At 45.0% G+C, this 19668-nt stretch carries 12 protein-coding genes; 5 read left to right on the forward strand and 7 right to left on the reverse strand.

Annotated elements, in window-relative coordinates:
• Window positions 1-4: 4 nt before the first annotated feature.
• The gene (locus tag RIF36_RS01300) at window positions 5-1372 is read right to left on the reverse strand and encodes a sensor histidine kinase (protein WP_350119468.1); all 1368 of its coding nucleotides are present in this window, start codon (window positions 1370-1372) and stop codon (window positions 5-7) included.
• A 333-nt stretch (window positions 1373-1705) separates the two neighbouring features.
• Here RIF36_RS01300 and RIF36_RS01305 point away from each other — a divergent pair, with 333 nt between their 5' ends.
• Complete coding sequence (locus tag RIF36_RS01305; RefSeq protein WP_350119471.1) at window positions 1706-2290, forward strand: hypothetical protein; 585 nt, start codon at window positions 1706-1708, stop codon at window positions 2288-2290.
• A 155-nt stretch (window positions 2291-2445) separates the two neighbouring features.
• Here RIF36_RS01305 and RIF36_RS01310 read toward each other — a convergent pair whose 3' ends face one another.
• From RIF36_RS01310 to RIF36_RS01320, 3 genes are all read right to left on the reverse strand, one after another.
• Complete coding sequence (locus RIF36_RS01310) at window positions 2446-3933, reverse strand: hypothetical protein (protein WP_350119474.1); 1488 nt, start codon at window positions 3931-3933, stop codon at window positions 2446-2448.
• Between the two features lie 8 nt (window positions 3934-3941).
• Complete coding sequence (locus RIF36_RS01315; protein ID WP_350119477.1) at window positions 3942-4682, reverse strand: phage tail-like protein; 741 nt, start codon at window positions 4680-4682, stop codon at window positions 3942-3944.
• Window positions 4683-4877: 195 nt separating this feature from the next.
• Window positions 4878-5729 carry a glycoside hydrolase family 16 protein gene (locus tag RIF36_RS01320; protein ID WP_350119480.1) on the reverse strand — a complete coding sequence of 284 codons (852 nt, stop codon included), beginning with the start codon at window positions 5727-5729 and terminating at the stop codon, window positions 4878-4880.
• 306 nt (window positions 5730-6035) lie between these two features.
• On the opposite strand from RIF36_RS01320, the gene RIF36_RS01325 reads away from it, so the two are divergent.
• From RIF36_RS01325 to RIF36_RS01335, 3 genes are all read left to right on the forward strand, one after another.
• A complete protein-coding gene (locus RIF36_RS01325) occupies window positions 6036-6860 on the forward strand; it encodes a prohibitin family protein (protein WP_350119482.1) in 825 nt (274 codons plus the stop codon).
• Window positions 6861-6938: 78 nt separating this feature from the next.
• A complete protein-coding gene (locus tag RIF36_RS01330; RefSeq protein WP_350074227.1) occupies window positions 6939-8225 on the forward strand; it encodes a citrate synthase in 1287 nt (428 codons plus the stop codon).
• A gap of 97 nt (window positions 8226-8322) precedes the next feature.
• Entirely contained in the window at window positions 8323-8733 is a 411-nt protein-coding gene (locus RIF36_RS01335; RefSeq protein ID WP_350074229.1) for a response regulator, read from the forward strand.
• Here RIF36_RS01335 and RIF36_RS01340 read toward each other — a convergent pair.
• Both RIF36_RS01340 and RIF36_RS01345 read right to left on the reverse strand, forming a co-directional pair.
• A complete protein-coding gene (locus RIF36_RS01340; protein ID WP_226940456.1) occupies window positions 8730-9239 on the reverse strand; it encodes a rhomboid family intramembrane serine protease in 510 nt (169 codons plus the stop codon). The two genes, RIF36_RS01335 and RIF36_RS01340, sit on opposite strands and share 4 nt — an antisense overlap.
• Window positions 9240-9333: 94 nt before the next feature.
• Entirely contained in the window at window positions 9334-9801 is a 468-nt protein-coding gene (locus RIF36_RS01345) for a hypothetical protein (RefSeq protein WP_151998670.1), read from the reverse strand.
• Window positions 9802-9958: 157 nt separating this feature from the next.
• Between RIF36_RS01345 and RIF36_RS01350 the strand changes: the two genes are divergently transcribed.
• Window positions 9959-10306, forward strand: coding sequence for an Hpt domain-containing protein (locus RIF36_RS01350; protein ID WP_350119486.1), 348 nt, complete (start codon window positions 9959-9961; stop codon window positions 10304-10306).
• 76 nt (window positions 10307-10382) lie between these two features.
• Here the strand turns inward: RIF36_RS01350 and RIF36_RS01355 are convergent, their stop codons facing one another.
• Window positions 10383-19598 (reverse strand): T9SS type A sorting domain-containing protein, encoded by a 9216-nt coding sequence (locus tag RIF36_RS01355; RefSeq protein ID WP_350149252.1) that lies wholly within the window; start codon window positions 19596-19598, stop codon window positions 10383-10385.
• Window positions 19599-19668: the final 70 nt, after the last annotated feature.

The raw sequence follows: 19668 nt of genomic DNA on the forward strand, positions 1-19668 counted from the left end.
ACCATCATTTTGCGAGATGCCGGGAAATAGTAAAGTAAAAGCTACTTCCGCTGCCTGCTTTTGACTCCACCCAAATCTGACCTCCATGGAGTTCCACTATCTTTTTGCAGAATGCTAACCCTATTCCGGTCCCTTCGTAAGAGGCATCACTGTGGGCCCTTTTAAAAATAACGAATATCTTATCGAGATTATCCTTATCTATTCCTATGCCATTATCCTTCACTAAAAATTCAAAAAAATCACTTCGTTCCTTGACTGACACTTCTATAACAGGTTTCACAGACATGCTCCTGAATTTAATAGCATTACTGATCAGGTTTTGAAACAACTGATTGAAGTCTAGCAGAAAAACTGCTATCGGGCCCATGCGCCTGACTGACTCATCAATCAGCACCTTTGTGCCACTTTCTGAGATGGCCGAGTACAAGTCGCTGGCAACATTTTTTATCACCGCTTCGCTGCTAACTTCTTCCACTGCCAGTTGCCTGCCAATGCGGGAATAGTCCAAAAGCCCTTTAATTAACAGCTTCAATCGTTCGACCGAAAAAGAAATGTAATCCAGGCTCTTTTCAAAATCTCCTTCTCCTTTCTTTGAACTCGGCAGCTTAAGTATTTCAGTTATGCCCAGTATGGTATTGAGGGGTTCCTGAAGATCGTGTGAAGCTATATAAGTGAACTGCTCCATTTCCTCGTTCTTGATTTTCAGCTCTTTGACAAGCCTCTCAGATTCAACCACCTCATTTTTTATATTTTCCTTGAGTATACTTTCCTTTTCAAGTGTTTGGGCAAAGCCCGAGGTGAGTATCTGAATAGAGACTGCAAACAAAACACTTAACAGCACCTGATTTGAAGCAACAGCCAGCCAGGCCTCAGGCGTGTAAATATTCACCAGAGCAGAATCCATCAAACCAAGGTGCATAAAAACCGCAAACAGAACACAGATAGCTCCGTTGACAACAACACACCAATATGCCAGTTTGCTGGAGTAAATGAGACTCACAAAAATGACGGTAGACAACAAATACAGAAGACCAGGCCCGTATACCCCCATATAGTACAACAGGGTGATTGACAGTAGGTACATTGTGCCCACAAACAAGAGCTTTCTCCAACGAAGACTTAGTTTCGTTGAAAACGTAACGAGTACAATTAACGCTATAGCCAGGCTGTCATAAAATGCTATATAGGGCTGATCAAGGTAATAGCATAGAACCATTGCTGGAATATAGGCTATCATGCACACAGGTAATGTGTAGACCACTATGACATGAAACAGCTTGTCTCGCCAGTAGTCAACTCCCTTTACATCAGGAACAGACCCATTTGATAGCCTTGACGCTACCAACTCCTTATACTTTGACCAAATACTCATGCAACGTTTTTACTTTCTAAAAGCGAATTTTTTGAACATAAAAAAACCTCACTCAGATTGATGGAAGGAGTTAATTGTACAACGAAATTAACGAATGGCAAGACCGGAAGATGCCTAAGCGTATCCCAAATTCGACAAATGAAAACTCCAATAGTCTCCCAACACTGCTTAGAGGCCTTATTACGAATTGTGTTTCGACAAACAATACAACCAGCAAGGCCAATAATAACCTAAGTTTTTTCTAAATTCACCTAACTAAACCCCTGGCTGCTAGTGAATGAGCAGGCATACTCCTCCTACGCCAGGGTTGTGCATCCTCTAAAAATCAAAATTATGAAGACGATTACACTTGTTGGTCTTTTACTTCTTACTTACGTCAGTGGCTTTGGTCAGGACGTTCCCTCATCAGATATTCAAATGAAAACAGCCTTGCTTGCCGCACCAACGGAGCTTAAGGACGGAGCCAAAATTTACGGGTACGATAGTGCAGGAGAGTTCATCACCCTCCGTGAGGGAACAAATGGGCTAATTTGCCTCGCCGACGACCCGAATTCAAAAGGCTTCAATGTGGCGTGTTATCAAAAAGACCTCGATCCGTTTATGGCGAGAGGCAGAGAATTAAAAAAGGAAGGCAAAACCTCGCAGGAAATATTCGACATCAGAGAAACTGAAACAAAAGCTGGGAAAATAAATATTCCCAAGGGCAGTACACTCTATGTTTACAATGCTGAGGATGGCGATGTTACCTGGTCTTCCGGTGAGGTGGTTAATGGCTACTTAAGATATGTGGTGTATGTTCCTTTTGAAACTTCTGAGTCAACCGGCCTTCCTACAAAACCAGAATTTGCAGGACAGCCATGGATCATGAACCCGGGCACTCACAGAGCACATATTATGCTTAGCCCGCCGAGGGAGTAGTCACTCCCCCCTTTTTCGTTTTTCTAGTGGGCAATTGATAGAAAAACTCGGGTAGCGAGAACCTGGAGCTTTGAACACGGCGTTGTATTCTGCAGGGAGCATTAACTATCCCTGTCGGCAAAAGAAGTGTAAAGCAAATGTCAGCGGGAATTTGTCTATTTGAGCACAAATTTCACTGTTTTTTCAGCATGGCCATCGAATACTTTCAGGACATACATAGTAGCTGATATCAGGTCAGTTGAGATTGGTAGAGTGATATGCTGCTGTCCCTTGTGCAAATAGACACCACTTTCGGCAAGCACATTTCCTCCTGTTCCGAAAAGGGTTAAATAAGCCTGGTCACTATCAGCAGCGAATACGTCGAAGGTTAGGCTTCGCCCTTGCTTGTCGAAGCTAACATTGTGCACTTTCAATTCAGCCTGGCGCAAATCGGCATTATTATAGCGTACGGTTCTAGAAAAGCTGTATTTGCCATCAAAATCAGTCTGCCTGACCCGATAGTAAGTAGATAACCCAGCTTTCGGGCTTAGCGGGCTATTGTACCTGTTAATGCCCTGGGTGGATTCACTTCCGTCCAATTCTGCAACTGTACCAAAGTAAACACCATCGGTACTTTCTTCGACGCTGAAATAGTCATTATTCTCTTCCCAGGCCGTGCTCCAATTCAACACTGTCTTTTGGCCCTTTTCCTCAATCCAAACGTCAATAAACTCAACAGGAAGCACCTCCTCTTCTCCCAATACAGAAAAGGGACTCAGTGAGGTAATACCTGATCGGGTGGTAAAGAAGGGCCCCAGGCCACTTGCTGAAGCTGCCGAGTTAGCGTCCCATGCGCCACCAGTATAGTGACTAACGTAAGAACGGTCTCTATCGAAGGATGCAGATTCATCCGCCGTATTCCAGTACATTGTAAATGACACATCGATGACTGCCGCATCGCTTCCAACCTGCCAGGTTTTGTTTACCCGTGGCAGCGAAACCGGATCGCCCATCACCCCGTTTTCCAGCACGTTGTCGTGCACCCTTACGGAGAAGTTGCCGGCAGCACCTGTCGCCGACTGGGTGATAGCAATAGGCGTATAAGTTGCCTCGCCTACGGGGAAAACAACGGGCGTATTATCATTGGCTACAGGCATAGTTAAGGTTCCCAAGCCTGTGGTTTTCACCCATCCGCTGGTAAAGTCGATAGCACCATCTTGAGTTACGGTCAGGTCATAGTCGCCCAGCACAACGCTGGAAGCCCCCATCGACAAAACACCTCTTAAATTTACATCTCGCCCAAGGGTCAAATCGTTGGTTGCGCCAACGTTCTTAAAATGTGTCTTCGAAGCGCCAGTGATGACTGGCGACACTCCACCAAAAACGACTGTTCCTGTAGCATCGTCAAGCACATTTATCACAGTCGTGTTATTGATCCAATTTCCCTCAAGGTAGATCGTTCCCTCCAACGCTATATCGCCATGCAAAATGCCATCATCAGCAATATTTACTGACGCTGCCGAACCACCTAATACCTTAAAAAAAGCTCCACTTTCAACGGCAATGATGGCCCCATTATTCAAAACACCAGTAGACTGCGCACTTAGCAGCTCTGTGCTAAATAGGTGAACGACCAAAAACAAAAATTGCGTTCTTATCTTCATGAGGTCGCTCAATTAATTCTGTAAATCATGAAATTCATCGAAGTGGCATCAAAGGTTGTACTGCTCATATGGTTTACATAAAACCATAATTCCAGGTAGTCACCGGCAGCAAGCGATATCAGTCCGCTAAAGCTCCCAACGTCAGTCGTACCTGTTTTCATTGTCTTTTTTGCGGTAAGATTAGTGGCAGTTGCTCCATTTTTATGCACCTCGGCCCAAACTTCCCGGTCTGTTTGTATACCCGACATTGTAAAAGCCAGATACACTTGAACCATATAAACACCAGCCCCATCGGAGCCGATTACTATTTTATCAGGAACGCTCACCGAAGACCCCTCGGTAATGGTCAATTCATCACCTCCGGCTGCTTGGCTGGCAGAACCGCTTACAAACCCAATCCATGTTTTGCTTGGCAAAACCGACGACAAATTTGAGGTGAGGTGAATTTCTCCGTAGCTGGGTCTGTGCAAGTTTCCGGTATTCCAAACCTCATGCCACTCGCCACTCCTAAAGATCATCAGTTCCGAAAAATCAGAGTCAAATACTAAAAGCCCTTCGGCTGGGGACGAAACGGATGTTCGTTGGCTGGTTGTTAGCCGGGGGGGCAGGAAGCCCTTGGTAGTGGACTTAACATCCAACATAGCCGACGAAGCTCCGGTATAGCTGTCGTCGTCAGTAACAATAACTTGCTGACCATAACTTTTAGCAGTGAGCAAGCAAATAACAAACAGTAGATAGAATCGAATCATGAGAGCATAATTTAAACCTTCACAAAGGTGCTCCCATAAAAAATTTATAACTGACTCATCTACGGCAATTTACAACCCAAGTAAGAAAATTGGATAAACACGAGGAAAATCAGGCCTTTATCCTCAATACTGCGCTCACTTAAACATTACCGAATGTAAGTTTTACATTTCAGAGGCACTTTTTTCGAAAAGGCATCAAAAGCCTTCATCCATAAATTCATCTCCCTGAGGCCGTTTCTTCGGTTTTCGTTGATATACCCTAACAAAATCTACTTCCATCCGCTGGGGCCAACTGGTAGACTCCAAGCCCTGACCCTGGCTTACAGACAAATTGAGAATGAGATAAAAAGGGTTAAAAAATGGCCAGCCATCTTTTCCTGTACCGTCATCCACCACTTTGTGGTACTTCTTCCCATCAACAAACCATTCGATTTTGGTGGGAGTCCACTCTATAGAGAATGTATGGAATCTCTTATCGACCGAGCTTAGCTGTATGTGTCCCATTCTTTCGGTACCAAGAGACAAATTATAAGCCGAAGTGTGAACCATCCCGTGTATCACGTCCAGCTCAGCACCTGTATGTACCATGATGTCCAACTGCCCGTCCTCAGGTAACTTCACAGGCCTGTCGTCGAAGTAAGGGAGCATCCATATAGCAGGACTAGTGCCAGAGCCACCCGGGAGCCGTGCCCTCACCTCAATTTTTCCATATAGCCACTCGTTCTTTCCACGGGTAACTACCCTGGCCGACGTGTAGTCAGCGTCTCCAAATTTTTCCTGATGTGCTTCAATTACGAGATAGCCTGACTCAACTCTCGCATTGTTGGTTCGCTTGTAGGTGTAATATTGCTCTTCAGAGCCTCCCCATCCGCAGAACACAGGGCACCCATCCCCAACATCGTAGGTCCATTTAGTGCTGTCCGGCAACCCCTTATAATCGAATTCATCCGACCACGCAAGCCTGTAACGCTGCGCATCGGCACAATACCCAACCAAACTGACGGCGGCTGCCACCGCACCAACTATGAACCTCCATTTACTCTTCATCCGAAAAAAATGCTTTGATGATTTTCCACAAACATTAAATGTAATTGAAAGTTAACTAAAACGAACAACTATCATTTTCAATGTCAGATATTACAGCTATCTTTTCCGTGATTCAACTGAAGTTTGATATAATGAAGGAGGGTCGCTCGCAAGCAAGTTTTTCAGTTTATCCAGAATGATCTTTTATGGCTACTCAAATTATTTGAAGCAAACAGAATTTTATTGTAATAAAACGTGTATTGATATATAGTTGCCTACCTTTCGGTAAAATTCACAGAGTCTAAAATTTAAAGAGTATCACAAATCATGGAAAATCGTCGTTTTGTCCCCGTCATCGTCGTCTTACTTATCGCCGTTATTCTTCTTATTTATCTTTCATCAAGTATATTCTTCACACTTCGCCCGGGCGAAAGAGGCGTTATCTTTTACAAATTTGGAAATGGCATTGACAAGGCTAATATTTTGATGCCTGGTTTTCATGTCAAAGCACCCTACAATGAACTGTATACCTATGATGTAACTGAAAATCAGGTGGAAGAAACGCTCGACGTGCTTGACAGAAACGGTTTGTCTATCAGCGTCGATATCTCAGTGAGGTTTCACCCAATGTTCGACAAAATTGGTTACATACAGGAGACATTCCAGCAAGACTACGTCAACAGACTGGTTGTGCCAGAGGTGCGGTCTACCGTTCGTCAGGTAATGGGCAGGTTCTCGGCTGAAGAGATTTACTCAACCAAAAGGCCAGAGGTAGAAGGCGCTATCAAAACTGAAACAGAGGCAGTATTAGGCGCTGAAGGAAACTTCATTCAAATGAGAGCACTTCTTATCCGGTCGATCAAACTGCCGGAGCAAATAGGGCTTGCTATCGAAAATAAGCTGAAGCAAGAACAGGAAGCACTGGCCTATCAGTTCAGACTCGACAGAGAAAAAAGTGAGGCAGAACGTAAACGAATTGGTGCAGAAGGCGAAGCTGCCGCTAACAAAATTATTAACAGCAGTTTGACGGACGAGTTGCTTAAGATGAGGGGTATTGAAGCCACTCAACAATTAGCCAACTCGCCTAACGCAAAAATTGTAGTTATTGGCAGTGCAAAGGACGGACTCCCTCTTATTTTGGGAAATAATTGATCTTTCCTGATCCAATAATTTTACATATTTTAGGGCAGCATTATTTATCGTTAGTATCATATAAATTTATTCGAATCAATGTCTAAAGTTGCTGAAATACATTACGACGGCCAGGTTTACGAAATGCCTGTGATTGAGGGTTCAGAAAATGAAAAAGCAATCGACATTAGTAGCCTCAGAGCAAAAAGCGGGCTGATCACCATTGATCAAGGCTTCAAAAACACGGGCTCTACTACGTCAGCCATCACCTTTCTCGATGGAGAGTTGGGCATTCTCAGGTACCGGGGCTACCCAATAGAGGATCTCGCTGAAAAATCGACTTTCCTTGAGGTGGCCTACCTGCTTATTTACGGAGAGCTACCAAAAAAAGAAACCTTCGACAGTTTCAAAAAAGACATCACGCACCATACACTAGTGCATGAGGACATCAAGAAAATACTGGAAGGGTTTCCAAGCAATGCCCACCCAATGGGCGTACTTTCTTCATTGGTTTGTTCGCTTACCGCTTTTTACCCTGAATCGCTCGACCCAAACAGGTCGTGGGACAAAGTGAATCTTGGTATTATCAGGCTGATCGCCAAAATGCCCACTTTTGCTGCCTGGGCATACAAGAACGAAATGGGGCATCCTGTCATCTACCCTGACAATAACCTCGACTACTGCGGCAACTTTCTCAAAATGATGTTTGCTCTTCCGGCGGATCAGTATGAAGCCGACCCCGTAGTTGCCAGCGCTTTGGACAAGCTACTTATCCTGCATGCGGACCACGAACAAAACTGTTCCACATCAACAGTGCGAATCGTAGGCTCGTCTCAGGCAAGCCTGTACTCTTCGGTGTCTGCAGGCATCAATGCGCTGTGGGGCCCGCTCCACGGTGGTGCCAATCAGGCAGTTATCGAAATGCTGGAAGCTATTAAAGAAGATGGTGGCAACAGCAAAAAGTGGTTGGAAAAAGCGAAAGACAAAGATGACCCTTTCCGTTTGATGGGATTTGGCCACAGAGTATACAAGAACTTTGATCCGAGGGCGAAGATTATCAAGAAAGCTGCTGACGATGTTCTGGCGAAAATGGGAGTGAATGACCCGGTGCTCGATATAGCCAAAGAGTTAGAAGAAGCGGCATTGAAAGACCCTTATTTCGTAGAAAGAAAGCTATATCCTAACGTAGACTTCTATAGTGGCATCATTTACAGGGCCATTGGCATACCTACAGAAATGTTCACTGTGATGTTTGCACTGGGAAGGCTTCCGGGTTGGATTGCTCAGTGGAAGGAAATGAGAGCCAACAGTGAACCGATCGGCAGACCAAGGCAAGTATATGTGGGAGAGGTGGAAAGAAACTACGTCCCAATTGGTAAGAGATAAGATCGTTTTTCATCAAAATAACTTAGCCCTGTCTTGCGATAGGGCTTTTTTTTAGCCAATTTGTTCTGGACACTGAGGCAGCATTAAACGACCCGGGATGGCAGCTAAGAAATTTCATGTTTTCATTGTAGACGATGATCCATCTTTTCGTTTCATAACAAAAAAATTGTGTGAGAAGGAACCTTCGATTGGTCGGATAGAGGACTTTGAAGATATTTATGATGCGCTAAGGCAAATCATGCTCCACAAAAAAAGTGCTGAGAATCTGCCGGATGTAATCCTTCTTGATTTGAATTTTCCGACATTAAACGGCTGGGAGTTTCTGGAAGGCTTCGTAGATCTTCAGGTATCTCTTGCCAAAAAAATACCTGTGTTTGTCATCAGCTCGTCACTTCTGAACTCCGACAGGGCAAGAGCAAAGGAAATCGATATTGTAAAAGGCTTTTTTTCTAAGCCAATCACCCTTGAGCAGGTCACGTCGATCATGCAGTCGCTTACCCCACTCTAGGACGAGGAAACTGATCTTACTTTCGACAACGTAAAAGCCGTTGTCACACCCACAATAGCGCCCATCAAGTGTGACTCCCAACTCACCCCCGGCTGCGAAGGGAAAATCCCATAGATGATGCTGCCATACAGCACCACCACTACAATAGAAATGAACAATGATTGGAAATCCTTCCGAAAAATACCAAAGGAAATGAGGAAAAAAGCCAACCCGTATATCAATCCACTGGCACCAACATGGTAGAAAGGCCTGCCAAACAACCATACAAATATCCCCGTGAAAAGATAACACTGGAGAAATACCCTTGTGGCAATCTTGTCATAGAAATAGTAAAGGGCTCCACCCAAAAAAAGTAAAGGGAGTGTATTGGATGTGATGTGCATCCAGCTACCGTGGATCATAGGGCCGGTAAGTATGCCGATCAATCCGTGGAGCGTCCTTGGATAAATGCCAAGAAAGCCAAGATCAATAGACACGTAGTTTTCCACAGCAAAAAAAGCCCACATTAAGAAGACAAGCCTGAGGGGGGGAAGAATGTACTTTCCGTTAAGCATAAAAAAACCCAGGGACTGCCTGGGCTGTTTATTGTCAAATAGGTTTTTACTTCTTTGCCGGGTCGTTGATCATCGTCAACTCCATCAATTTGGCCTCCTCATAACTAACCGACAAATATCCCAGAATGCCGCCAGAGGATTCAGCAATCTTCTTGGCAATATCCTTCAGACTGGCATAAAATTCAGTAGAAAAGGTTTTGTTTAGCTTTGGCAAAATGAGGTTCAACTTTTTCAGTTCTCTGTTGATGGCCGGCCCTCTCTCGGATGCGTTGTGAGGCAGCTCCTCTATCATGGTCATAAAATCGTTTTCAAACCTCTCCCCTACTGCCTTATAGTAGCCTAGCAGCGACTCCCTTGCTTTCTGCTGTTTCACCTTAGCCAGCTGAATTGCCTTTTGAATCTCTGACTTATCAATATTATCGTCTGCGCCCGCAATCAGCACCGATACATAGGCAGGTGCCTTTAGCAAAATTTCTACTTCGTCGTCACGAAGTTTCTCAAATTCAGGTATCATTAGATATCGTTTGTTGAAATGAATGTCTTATGCGAAAATATCAAAATTTGCGTTACTGAAAACGATGAGTCATCACTTTTACTAACAAACATTTAAACCTCACTGTATTTCTAATGTTTTACTTAAATTTAAAGACTTGGAAAGCTAAAAAGAAAATATGGCCAACATAATAGATTTATCTTATTTGGAAAAAGTTTGTGAAGGAGATACTGAATTCATGAAAGAAATGATCGAGGCATTTGTCGAGACTATTCCAGAGAATTTGACTGAGATGCAAAACGCTCACAATGCCGCCGACTGGCCTCTGCTTGCACGAATAGTTCATAAAATGAAGCCCTCCATCGCATTTATGGGCATAGAGGAGCTAAAAGCTAATGTACTTGAGCTGGAAACGCTTGCCAAAGAGGGGAAAAAGCCTGACGAAATAAAGGTACTTGTTGGCAAAGTAGACGGCACTACCACCCAAGCCATTGCTGAATTGGGTGAACTGCTAAAGACCTTCTAGCCAAGCTATTGCAAAGCATAAAAAAGGCGGCACTTCTGAGAAGCGCCGCCTTTTTTATGCTCAGATCACCAATTGATCAATGAATAATCAACAGCTTCTTAGGTTCGAACCTGGCATTTTCATTGCTGATGATCACAAAGTACATGCCGCTGGGCACGGACCTTGTGTCGAATGTTGCCGCTTCACTCCCCTTCTGGACTCTTCCGTTCGAAATGGTAGCTCCCGCCTGATCAATCAGCCTCCATTCAAAGTCGTTGTTTAGTTGACTATCAAACCTGACACCCACTTCTGTATTGGCTGGGTTCGGGTAAAGAGCGTAAGACGAAGCTATTTCACCCGGGAGATCGACGCCGGTTTCTGTAGCCTGCTTGCCTTTAATGTCCAGAGACGCAGCTTGATAAATCAGCTTAGTGTCGTTGCTCTGAATAAATGCCACTACTTTCAAGTGATCGGGATCCTTTACGAGCTTTCCACTAATTTCCCAGGTGTAAGGGAAGGTTAGCACTGTTTCCGTGCTTAGCCCGGCAAACCCACTGATGATCTCGCCATTACCATTGGGTAATAGCTTGCGCATTACACTTTGATATGGTTTGCCCTGAAACTCAAGAGAATCTTCTACGATGGCTACATACAAGCGATGCTCACCGCTTGATGGTAAAGCTCCATTTGTAGAAACCTTTCTGCTTACCTTAACATTGAACGAGAGATCAGTATCACCGGCACTTAGCTGTTCGATGGAGATACTTGCCAATGGATCCCGAAGCGACGACCTGGATAACTCCAGATCACTAAAAGGCCTTCCGCTAGCACCTGCTGCCCGATAGGTTTCTTCCGACACGCTGCCTGAGAGAATTGAGGTGGGCACATCGGTAATACCATAAAAAAGAACCCTCGACCCGGCATCGGCCTTGTTAAGCTGATTAAACGGATCACTGCCCTCTCCTCCTTTGAATTCAGTATGATAGGCTATCGGAATAATGTCATTGTTGTTATTGGCAAGAACAGCCAGTTCATTCTGAAATTGTGTGTCCACGTTGTTGCTCAACGAATTAGTTGTTGAGCTAAATTTCTCGAGTAACACCTGCTTGGTCCGGTTGCCGATCCAGAAATTATCGAACGCAAAGCCCTCGTCGGTCGGATCTTCTGAGGCATTGGACGCAAACGCAAACCGGAAAATAACCTGCTTTTTGTCTCCAGGAATCAGATCCAGTTTCTGTCGGGCCGATGCGTAGGTAAAGTCTACCTCGCCGGTCTTCAGGCTCGTTCCAGCCCAACCCACTCTGCTACTTGAGGTGCTGAAAAAATCCTGGCTGCCAGGATCAGAAGAGATGCCGTCAATTGTATACCAGTTCTCTCCAGTCGATTGAGCTTCTTCGGCTTCATAGCTTCCAAGCACCTTCCAGGTATCTCCATTGTCGACAGAGTATTGAAATACAACACCGTCCTTCCTGGCTTCCGTTAGAAACATCCTATCGAAGCTGACCATAGGGCGTGTAAGTGCTGAGAGATCAAAAGCAGGTGACATCACCCATGCGGTTTGATTGATTTGATAGAGGCCTCCGGCTTTTGTAAACATCGCCCTCTGCCCGACACTGGCTGAGTTGAGATTTTGTCCGCCGCTGGTACCTGTCTCCCAATCATTGGGACGGATAGCTTTTGAAAACTTGTCGGACGTAGGAGTAAACAGCAGCGTATTATCAACCCACCAGCCATCAGTCCCAGCCTCAAAGCTGTGCGGAGTAAAATTTTCACCAACACTAACAAGGGGTAAAATATGAACCACCCTCTCGGTAGTGGCAACGCACTTATTCCTGGAAACCATCGTAAGCAGCACTGTATAGTCTCCTTCTCCGGGGAAAGAAAAGTCTTTGTACTCAGCATCAAAGTAGACCCTAGCAGAGTCGTTACTATTTAGAGTACCATCATTACCCATTCGCTCCATAATCAAAACATTACCATCAGGCTTTACCCATTCCAGTTTCATATATTCTAAAAACTGATCAGGAAGTATGCGGTTATCAAAAGAGAAAATAGTGGGGCTACCAGCCACGATATGCCTCCAGGCGATATAGGGGTCGGGCGAACTACCAATATTCCTAACTACCTCTGCCGAATTAACAGCACCATTAACCCCCGTAACTTTCGCTTTGAAAATATAGTTGCCAGGCGTTGGTTTCTCAGTATAGGTGAAGTTTATGCCAGCACCAATCACCGTTTCCTGGGCATTTGAAGCATCTCCCTTAATCGTCCATTCTACTGAGCTAACACCACCTAACGCTTCTGCGTTGGCAACATTGGCTGTTAAATCAATATCAAACGATGAACATCCTCCAGTCACCACTAAATCAATTTGAGGAATGGGCTGCACAGTAACTGTTTTTGTAATCTCATTGTAGCAGCCATTTGTGCCTGAAGACCCGTAGGTTATCGGGTAACTGGTGTTAGCTCCATACAAATCTTCGCCTCTCGCAGCCAAAGGAGCAAATACGGCCGTGGTAAGACTTGTAGTAGTGGTACCAGTGCCGGTAAATGTACCATTGCTCTGATTGCCGGTAAAACGAATTACCTGACTTTCCGACACATCTACTAACAGGTTGCTATTTTCGTCGTCAAAAGAAATTGTGCTGGAAAAGTCAACAACTGTCAAAGGTTTTACCCGAACCACCTTTTGGAGAGAGTCGACACAACCATTGCTATTTGTCAACGTGTAGGTAACCGTAAATTCGGGGTTTTCATCAGCAGGCAGCTCTTGCGGATCCGTAAGGCCGACTGCCAACAAAGGATCAAAGGTGGCGGTTCCATCGCCATTGTCGGTAATACCAGTTCCCTTAAAGGTGCCGACAAGTGTTCCCGCCAAAGAGCCTACAAGGTTAAAAGGGCTGTTGTCCACGCAAATGGCATAGGTACCTGGCACAGGTGTGTTATCATCATCGTCAAAAGTCATTGTGACCGTTGGAAGTGGATTGATGATTACTTGTACCTCCGTTGTTGTAAGGCTTGAACAACCTTGTGTTGTTTCCTCAGAAGTGACATAAAAACTGTAAGTATCTGGCACATCTGCTTTAAAGGCTGTATTTGCGGTAACAGGAAGGCTATTATTATTTACAGTCGTGGTTCCCAACAAGTTAACTTTATCAGGATCCCTATACCACCTGTAAGTAAACCCATCCAAAACATTGTCGATCTGTAGATTCACTATTTCATCGCCAATACAATAGACATATCTATCAGATCCATCATTTCCAACTGTGTGGGGAGCGGAGGCAGTAGGCACATGCCTGAATTTAAAGGTGAGCGGTTCGCTAATACATCCATCAAAATTATCCGTTCCGGTCGTTTGAGTCACCTTAAATTCATAAGCCTCTTCTCTAGGGACATATTGCAGGTTTATTGCAGGTGCAAAGTTGTTACTAGTAGCAAGAGGTGCGTCGACTCCTATCACTGCGTCTTTGCTCCAGAACTGGACCACTGCCCCGGCTGCTCTGTTTGAAATTGAAAAAGTAGGTGCCGCCTCCCCTTCACAAATGGCATAAACAAAACTGCCACCATCAAGTACTGCATTGAGCATAAGAGGTTTCTCAGGTATTTGAGTAACAGTAATTGTAAATTTCCTCGTCAAGCTTTCACACCCTTCAAAATCAATTCCACTATCAGTGTTGTTCGTTTGGGTTACATAGAAAGAGTATTCTTTAAAACTTTCAAGTCCGGCAGGTGCCTTGTCTACACCTAATTTATTTGCCAAAATAGTCTCATCAGCAAAGCTTCCGGTATGAACAGCTAACGCTGAGGCATTGTCTGAGGGGTTCTCAGTATACCACTTAAACGTGAATGCCCCACCTGGATTATTCATTGTTATTGTATTAAGCGGGTCATTAAAACAGTAATATTGATCATAAGCCCCACCTACGGAGGTGGGAGTGGTCGGAGTATTATAAGATACTATTTTTATGGCGACAAAATCGCTTTCACATCCCGCATAATCGTCACTTATATTTGTTGTTTTACTTACAAGAAAATACCTCTCCACTGCGGCTCCGCCGGTCAAGAACAAATCACTGGCTGTGGCGGTTCTTTGTTCAGGGTCACTTTCAACGCCAGAAATATAAAGCGGTGTGGCGACTGATTTTGCTATACTTGTACCACCACCAACTAACGAGGCCTGAAACCAATCATAGCGCCTGGTTTCAGAAACTGGGGTTTCATCGTAATCGTCGAAAAGGCCGTCACCCAGCGTAAATGTTATGTCGGAGGTTAAATCCTCTGCGCAATACTTAAATTCATAGACATCAATCCCACCAATTGTAGCTATTGGGTCTTCACCTACATGATTGACATTATTATCGGTATCTATAGTTGGTGGTAATGATTCTGGATAGACCGTCACTGCAATTTTTGTAGATCCACCTTCACAACCGGCAAAGCCCGTAGACTCATTTACACCGTTTAACTTCGTCACGAATAGAACAGTAGTTTGGCTACTATTCTCACTATATCCGATCCCGGCGCCTACTAGGTCAGCATTACTTACTGATGTCGATTCAGATTTAAGCTCTTCATCAGCTGATGTAAAATTCCCATCGCCATTGTCGTAATACCAATTGTACGTAATTCCAGCCTCGGTCGGAGCTACAATCGTTGGCAATAGCGTTCCTTCGCAGGTAAAATAATCCGACGCCAAGATGGGAGCAGAGGGGGTTGCCACAACTTTCACTACGATCTTCCGGGGCAAAGAAGTGCACCCAGAGGCAAAACTACCCAAATAGTCTGTCTGAGTTACATAAAAATCGTACTCCCCTATACCAGTGATTCCCAAATCATCCTTAGTCGCTACCGCATTGTTTCCGCCTGCTGTAGTTGAAATTGGGCCGGATAGGTCTGAGTTAGCGTACCACGAAAAATAGCTAAAAGCAGAGTTCGCAGGGTTGTCCAAAGTGGCTGTATTTATTGCAACGTCTTGAACATCATCAATCTGACAGTATTCAATCACTACCTCTCCGGTACCCAACGCTGGATGATCAACGACCGTAGGCGCTTGCGGTTCATAATAAATATTGACAAAAAGTTCTCTGGCCGGGCCTTCGCACAATCCACTAAATGTTTGCGTAACATATACTTTAACGGTCTTTTTCCGCTGCACGGAGTTGACTAAAGATGAAGGGTTAGCAAGACCAATCAAGTCTGGAGTGATTTTGCCTGAGCTGTTTTGCGCTACTGGCAATCCTTGCGCCCCGCCATCATCTTCATAAAATGTAAATGTGATATCACCATTTACAAACGGGCTTTCAAAGTCAAAATCAAAGTTATCAACTACACCATCGCTACAAAAATCATAGTTGTATACACCACCGGTTAAGACAGGTGGAGATGGCACCTTATACAGCCTAAAAGACCCTACTGCCGTAGTCGTCGAACTATAACAGCTGGATGCAGGATTAGGATCCTCAGTTTTATCAGACTGGAGATACAACCGGTAAGAGGCAGTAGTAAGGCTTGAGGGAAGACCTACATCCAGGTCGTTTCCCAGTGCCTCCATATCAATAGTTGAGCCAGAAAAAAATTTACTTCCTCCACCAGCAAGCGCCGACCTTTCTATTGTATATCCTGTCCAAGAAGTGATTGGTGTTGCAGATGTATAACCAGCATTGGAAATAATAGCTTCTATGTTATACTCACTATCAGCGTCTACACAATAACTGTTTGAAAGATTTTGAATGGTAAGTGTTGGAATAGTGTTTATTGTCCATGTTACATAGTTGTTCAAATATGAGCCCCCGAGTATCGGATCAACACCGTTCCAGTCAAATCGATCAATGAAATAGTTGCCAACTCCATATTTATTGTTATAGTATTGAATATTAACTGACCAGCCAAGCTTATTGCCAGGTGTCCCAGTAACCCCTGTATTATCATACGGATAGTCAACATCCTCGGGTTGAAGTGGGTCATAAGTATTATTCTGCAAAGGATATACCTGAAAACGATAGAAGAATCTCCCATTGCCAGAAATATCACCATCATAAGCGTCAAAACTGATCACTCCATCATTTGCACAGTAAGAATTTCCAATATCATTGCCAGGGTTTCCGTCGGTGTTCTGAGCAAAAATTGAAACTGCGGTTGTCACATAAAACTGTCTGGTTTTGGTAACAGACTTGCCGGTTATGTCATTAGTAAGCGTGTAGTTGATATTGTGAGGGCTACCAAGTCCAGCTGTTTTGGGGATGAAGTTCACATTTACCGCACTGGCAGCTGCACTTTGGGAACCAAGACCAGGCCCACTAAAAATACCTGTGTGATTCGTTGAAGGCAGTCCTCCTGCTAATGCTACCGGGTTCTCAGAGTTGGAAGCAAAATTAGTCGACGCAGGGCTTTGTGTAAGTCTGATGGAGGCAACAGTGACCTCGGTTGCTACACTCCGACAGCCAGACGCAGGAGTTTGTGTTACCCAATAAGTAAGAACCCCTCCGGGGGCATCCGGCACCCCGTTGTTTGCATCAACCCCATCAACAAATCCCCATTGCGTGATACTTGGATTCGTCAGTCCGTTCAAAGCAACTTTTTCAATGGCTAAGGCTGCGTCCTCATACCATTGGAGACCTACATTGTTCGAAGTAATATTGATTGGATTTGCATTAGCGGCCGGCACCGAAGAATTAAAATGGTAAAACTCATAGTATGAAGTGCTTGCAACCGGCGCCCCAGGTTGAATACTCCCCACATCACCCAGGTCTGTTCCCACGTCCAAGCCGAGGATACTAGCTGTGCCACCAAGATTGAGCAAATCATCCGTTGCAGTGGCAATCGCCAAATTCGTGGCTACCTGCACGTTTGTTATCGTGATATCATTTAGTTGCCCTAGGCTACCGGCGCTGGCAGTGTAAGTAACACGAAGCACATTGCTGGCCGGGAAGCTCACAGAGCCTGTGACAGGGTTGCCACCGCCTTGTGTATCCGTAAATGTCGGTATCACCGCAGTATTGAAAACAAACCCATTGGGCAATTGAACACTGAACACCTTACTCGTGCCTTGCTGAATATCACCATCTTGTGTTTCGGTAATGGCAAAAGACCCTGTCTGGTACCCACCATCCACACATATTTGGGTAAGGTCTAAGTCTGTGATATTAACCCCGTTTGAAATCAGGAGTTCGTTGTCGGTAAGGTCGGCCGAACTGTTTGATTCGGCGTCGAGGCCGGTTACGTTAACACTGAAGGTTCCAAGAGGCAGGGTAGTCGGCACGTTCAGGGACCAGCTACCACCTGAAAGCGTAACAGCACCTCCTGATACGTAGGGGCCATAAGGGCCGCCCGGGCCATCGATAGTAATGCTAACAGATGCAGCACCGGTAGCAAGACCTTCCAAAAGAGGGGTTTGGTCTATCGTAATCAGAGAATACACTGTAAGTGCAGGCCCCTGACTGTCAACTGTCACATTAAGCGTCGAATTAGTTGTGGAGTTAAGGTTAACGCTTGCGTCGGTCGCCGTGATTGGTATATTTCTTACCCCATTGTTTAAGAACTTGGCAGGAATGGGCAATTGGTAAGTATAAACGCCCGTAGCTCCTACTTCTGTCATAGGTTGAGTTGCAGACAATGAAAGAAGGAGGTTGGTCAAATCAGCTGTGACGGTCAGCCCAGACTCTCCTAAGTCTGCTGAAATTGTGATGAGCTCATCGGAGCTGAAGATGCCCGCCGATCCTATGACATTACTTCCTGTTGCCACCGGATTTGGTGAGAAAACAGGAGCAGCCTCATCAGCGAGATAAAATGTGAACTGGTTGGCGGCTATGTCCAACATAAATTTGGTGGGATCCGCTTTGGCGCTTATCTGGGAGTTGTTCCTGACCTTTAATGTATATGTTTCCTTTCCTGTAGGAGTACCAACTATATCATTCAAATAGAGCCTGAATGACGGCCCCGAGTAGTTGTCATTATTACCAAAGATACTTTTTGGGCTTTGGTTCCTGGCCCACTGGATATCTGCATCATCATTGTCATTGATCACAACGCCTGTTCCATTGTCATTGTAAATCAAACAGAGCTCATCTTCATCGCAAAGCGAGCTGCCATTGGTATAGTCATCCCTTTTTATTTGGCCATTATTCGAATTGGCGATGTGTACAACTCTATCGCTGGTACCGTCTCTGTAAACTTCTTCAGAAAAGGTAATTGTTACATACGAGTTGTCAGGCTGAGGGACTGCGCTAATAATCCTTAGGAGGTTGCTAACATCAATCAAATTTAAGTTCTGGTTACCCGTATTCCCTACTAACGTATTATCGCTGCCGTCTTTGACATTGGTACCATTCACTGCAACACTTACCGTCTCAGCTCCGGTGACGTCAAGCACGGTTGGGGTCGCAGTAAGGATAAACCGAATGATGGCACTACTGGTCGCAGTTAAGTCCTGATCCAGATCGTCTTGCAGAGTTGAACCAATCGAAATAGTTGCTCCACCGTTAGACGCAGTAGCAGTTGTGAAGTCAGCCTTCGTCAAAGTGCCGCCGCCCTGTTTTACAACAACCTCCGAAAATACCACCTCAAAATAAGCATTTGCTGATTGGACGGAAGAGGAAACAATGTAAGGTGCAGCCCCATCTGAGGTACCAACAGTCGCTGCAATGGCTGCAACGGCATTTAAATCTGTCACCTGAGAAGCGACGATATCCACATCTGGGGTAACTCCAGTATCCGGAGAGCCACCAGTATTGAGTGTCAAAGTTACCTCATTGGCAGCAGATACTGCCGCAGATAAAATGGTATAACCTGCAACGGAGAAATCATCGGATCCACCGTCTACATCAATAGAACCGGCAGCAATGTCCTCTGAAAAAGTAATGACGATTTGGTCAATATAACCATCGGGCGTGTTGTCTTTGGTTACAGCCGAGACAACCGTTGGTGCCACCCCATCTGCTACCGTTCGATCTGCTATCGCTGCTATGCCATTGGTCAATGCCCCGACATCCTTCACGGCATCAACAGCTATATCCAGATCGGTAGAAGTGAAATCTGTTCCGCTCAACGTATTCACCGTCAGATCAACCTGGCTAGTTCCAAATACCACTGCGCTGGTCACTGTGAAGTCACCTCCGCTTGAAGAAAAATCGCCTCCACCCGCTGTCATTACTGTAATTTGTTCGGAAAACGTCACCCTGATATTGGTCAGGCTGGTTGTTTGGGCACTTACAAAAGTTGGAGCGATGCCGTCATCAACCGTTTGACCCAATGCAGTCGCATTGCCTATCGTGCCAGCACTTACGTCTTTTACAGCGTCAACTGCTATATTCAAATCTGTGGAGCTAAAAGCACCATCGGCTATCCCGGCTACAGTTAAATCTACCAGTGCACCCCCTGCTGAG

The organism is Imperialibacter sp. (assembly GCF_040222815.1).
Lineage (GTDB): Bacteria > Bacteroidota > Bacteroidia > Cytophagales > Cyclobacteriaceae > Imperialibacter.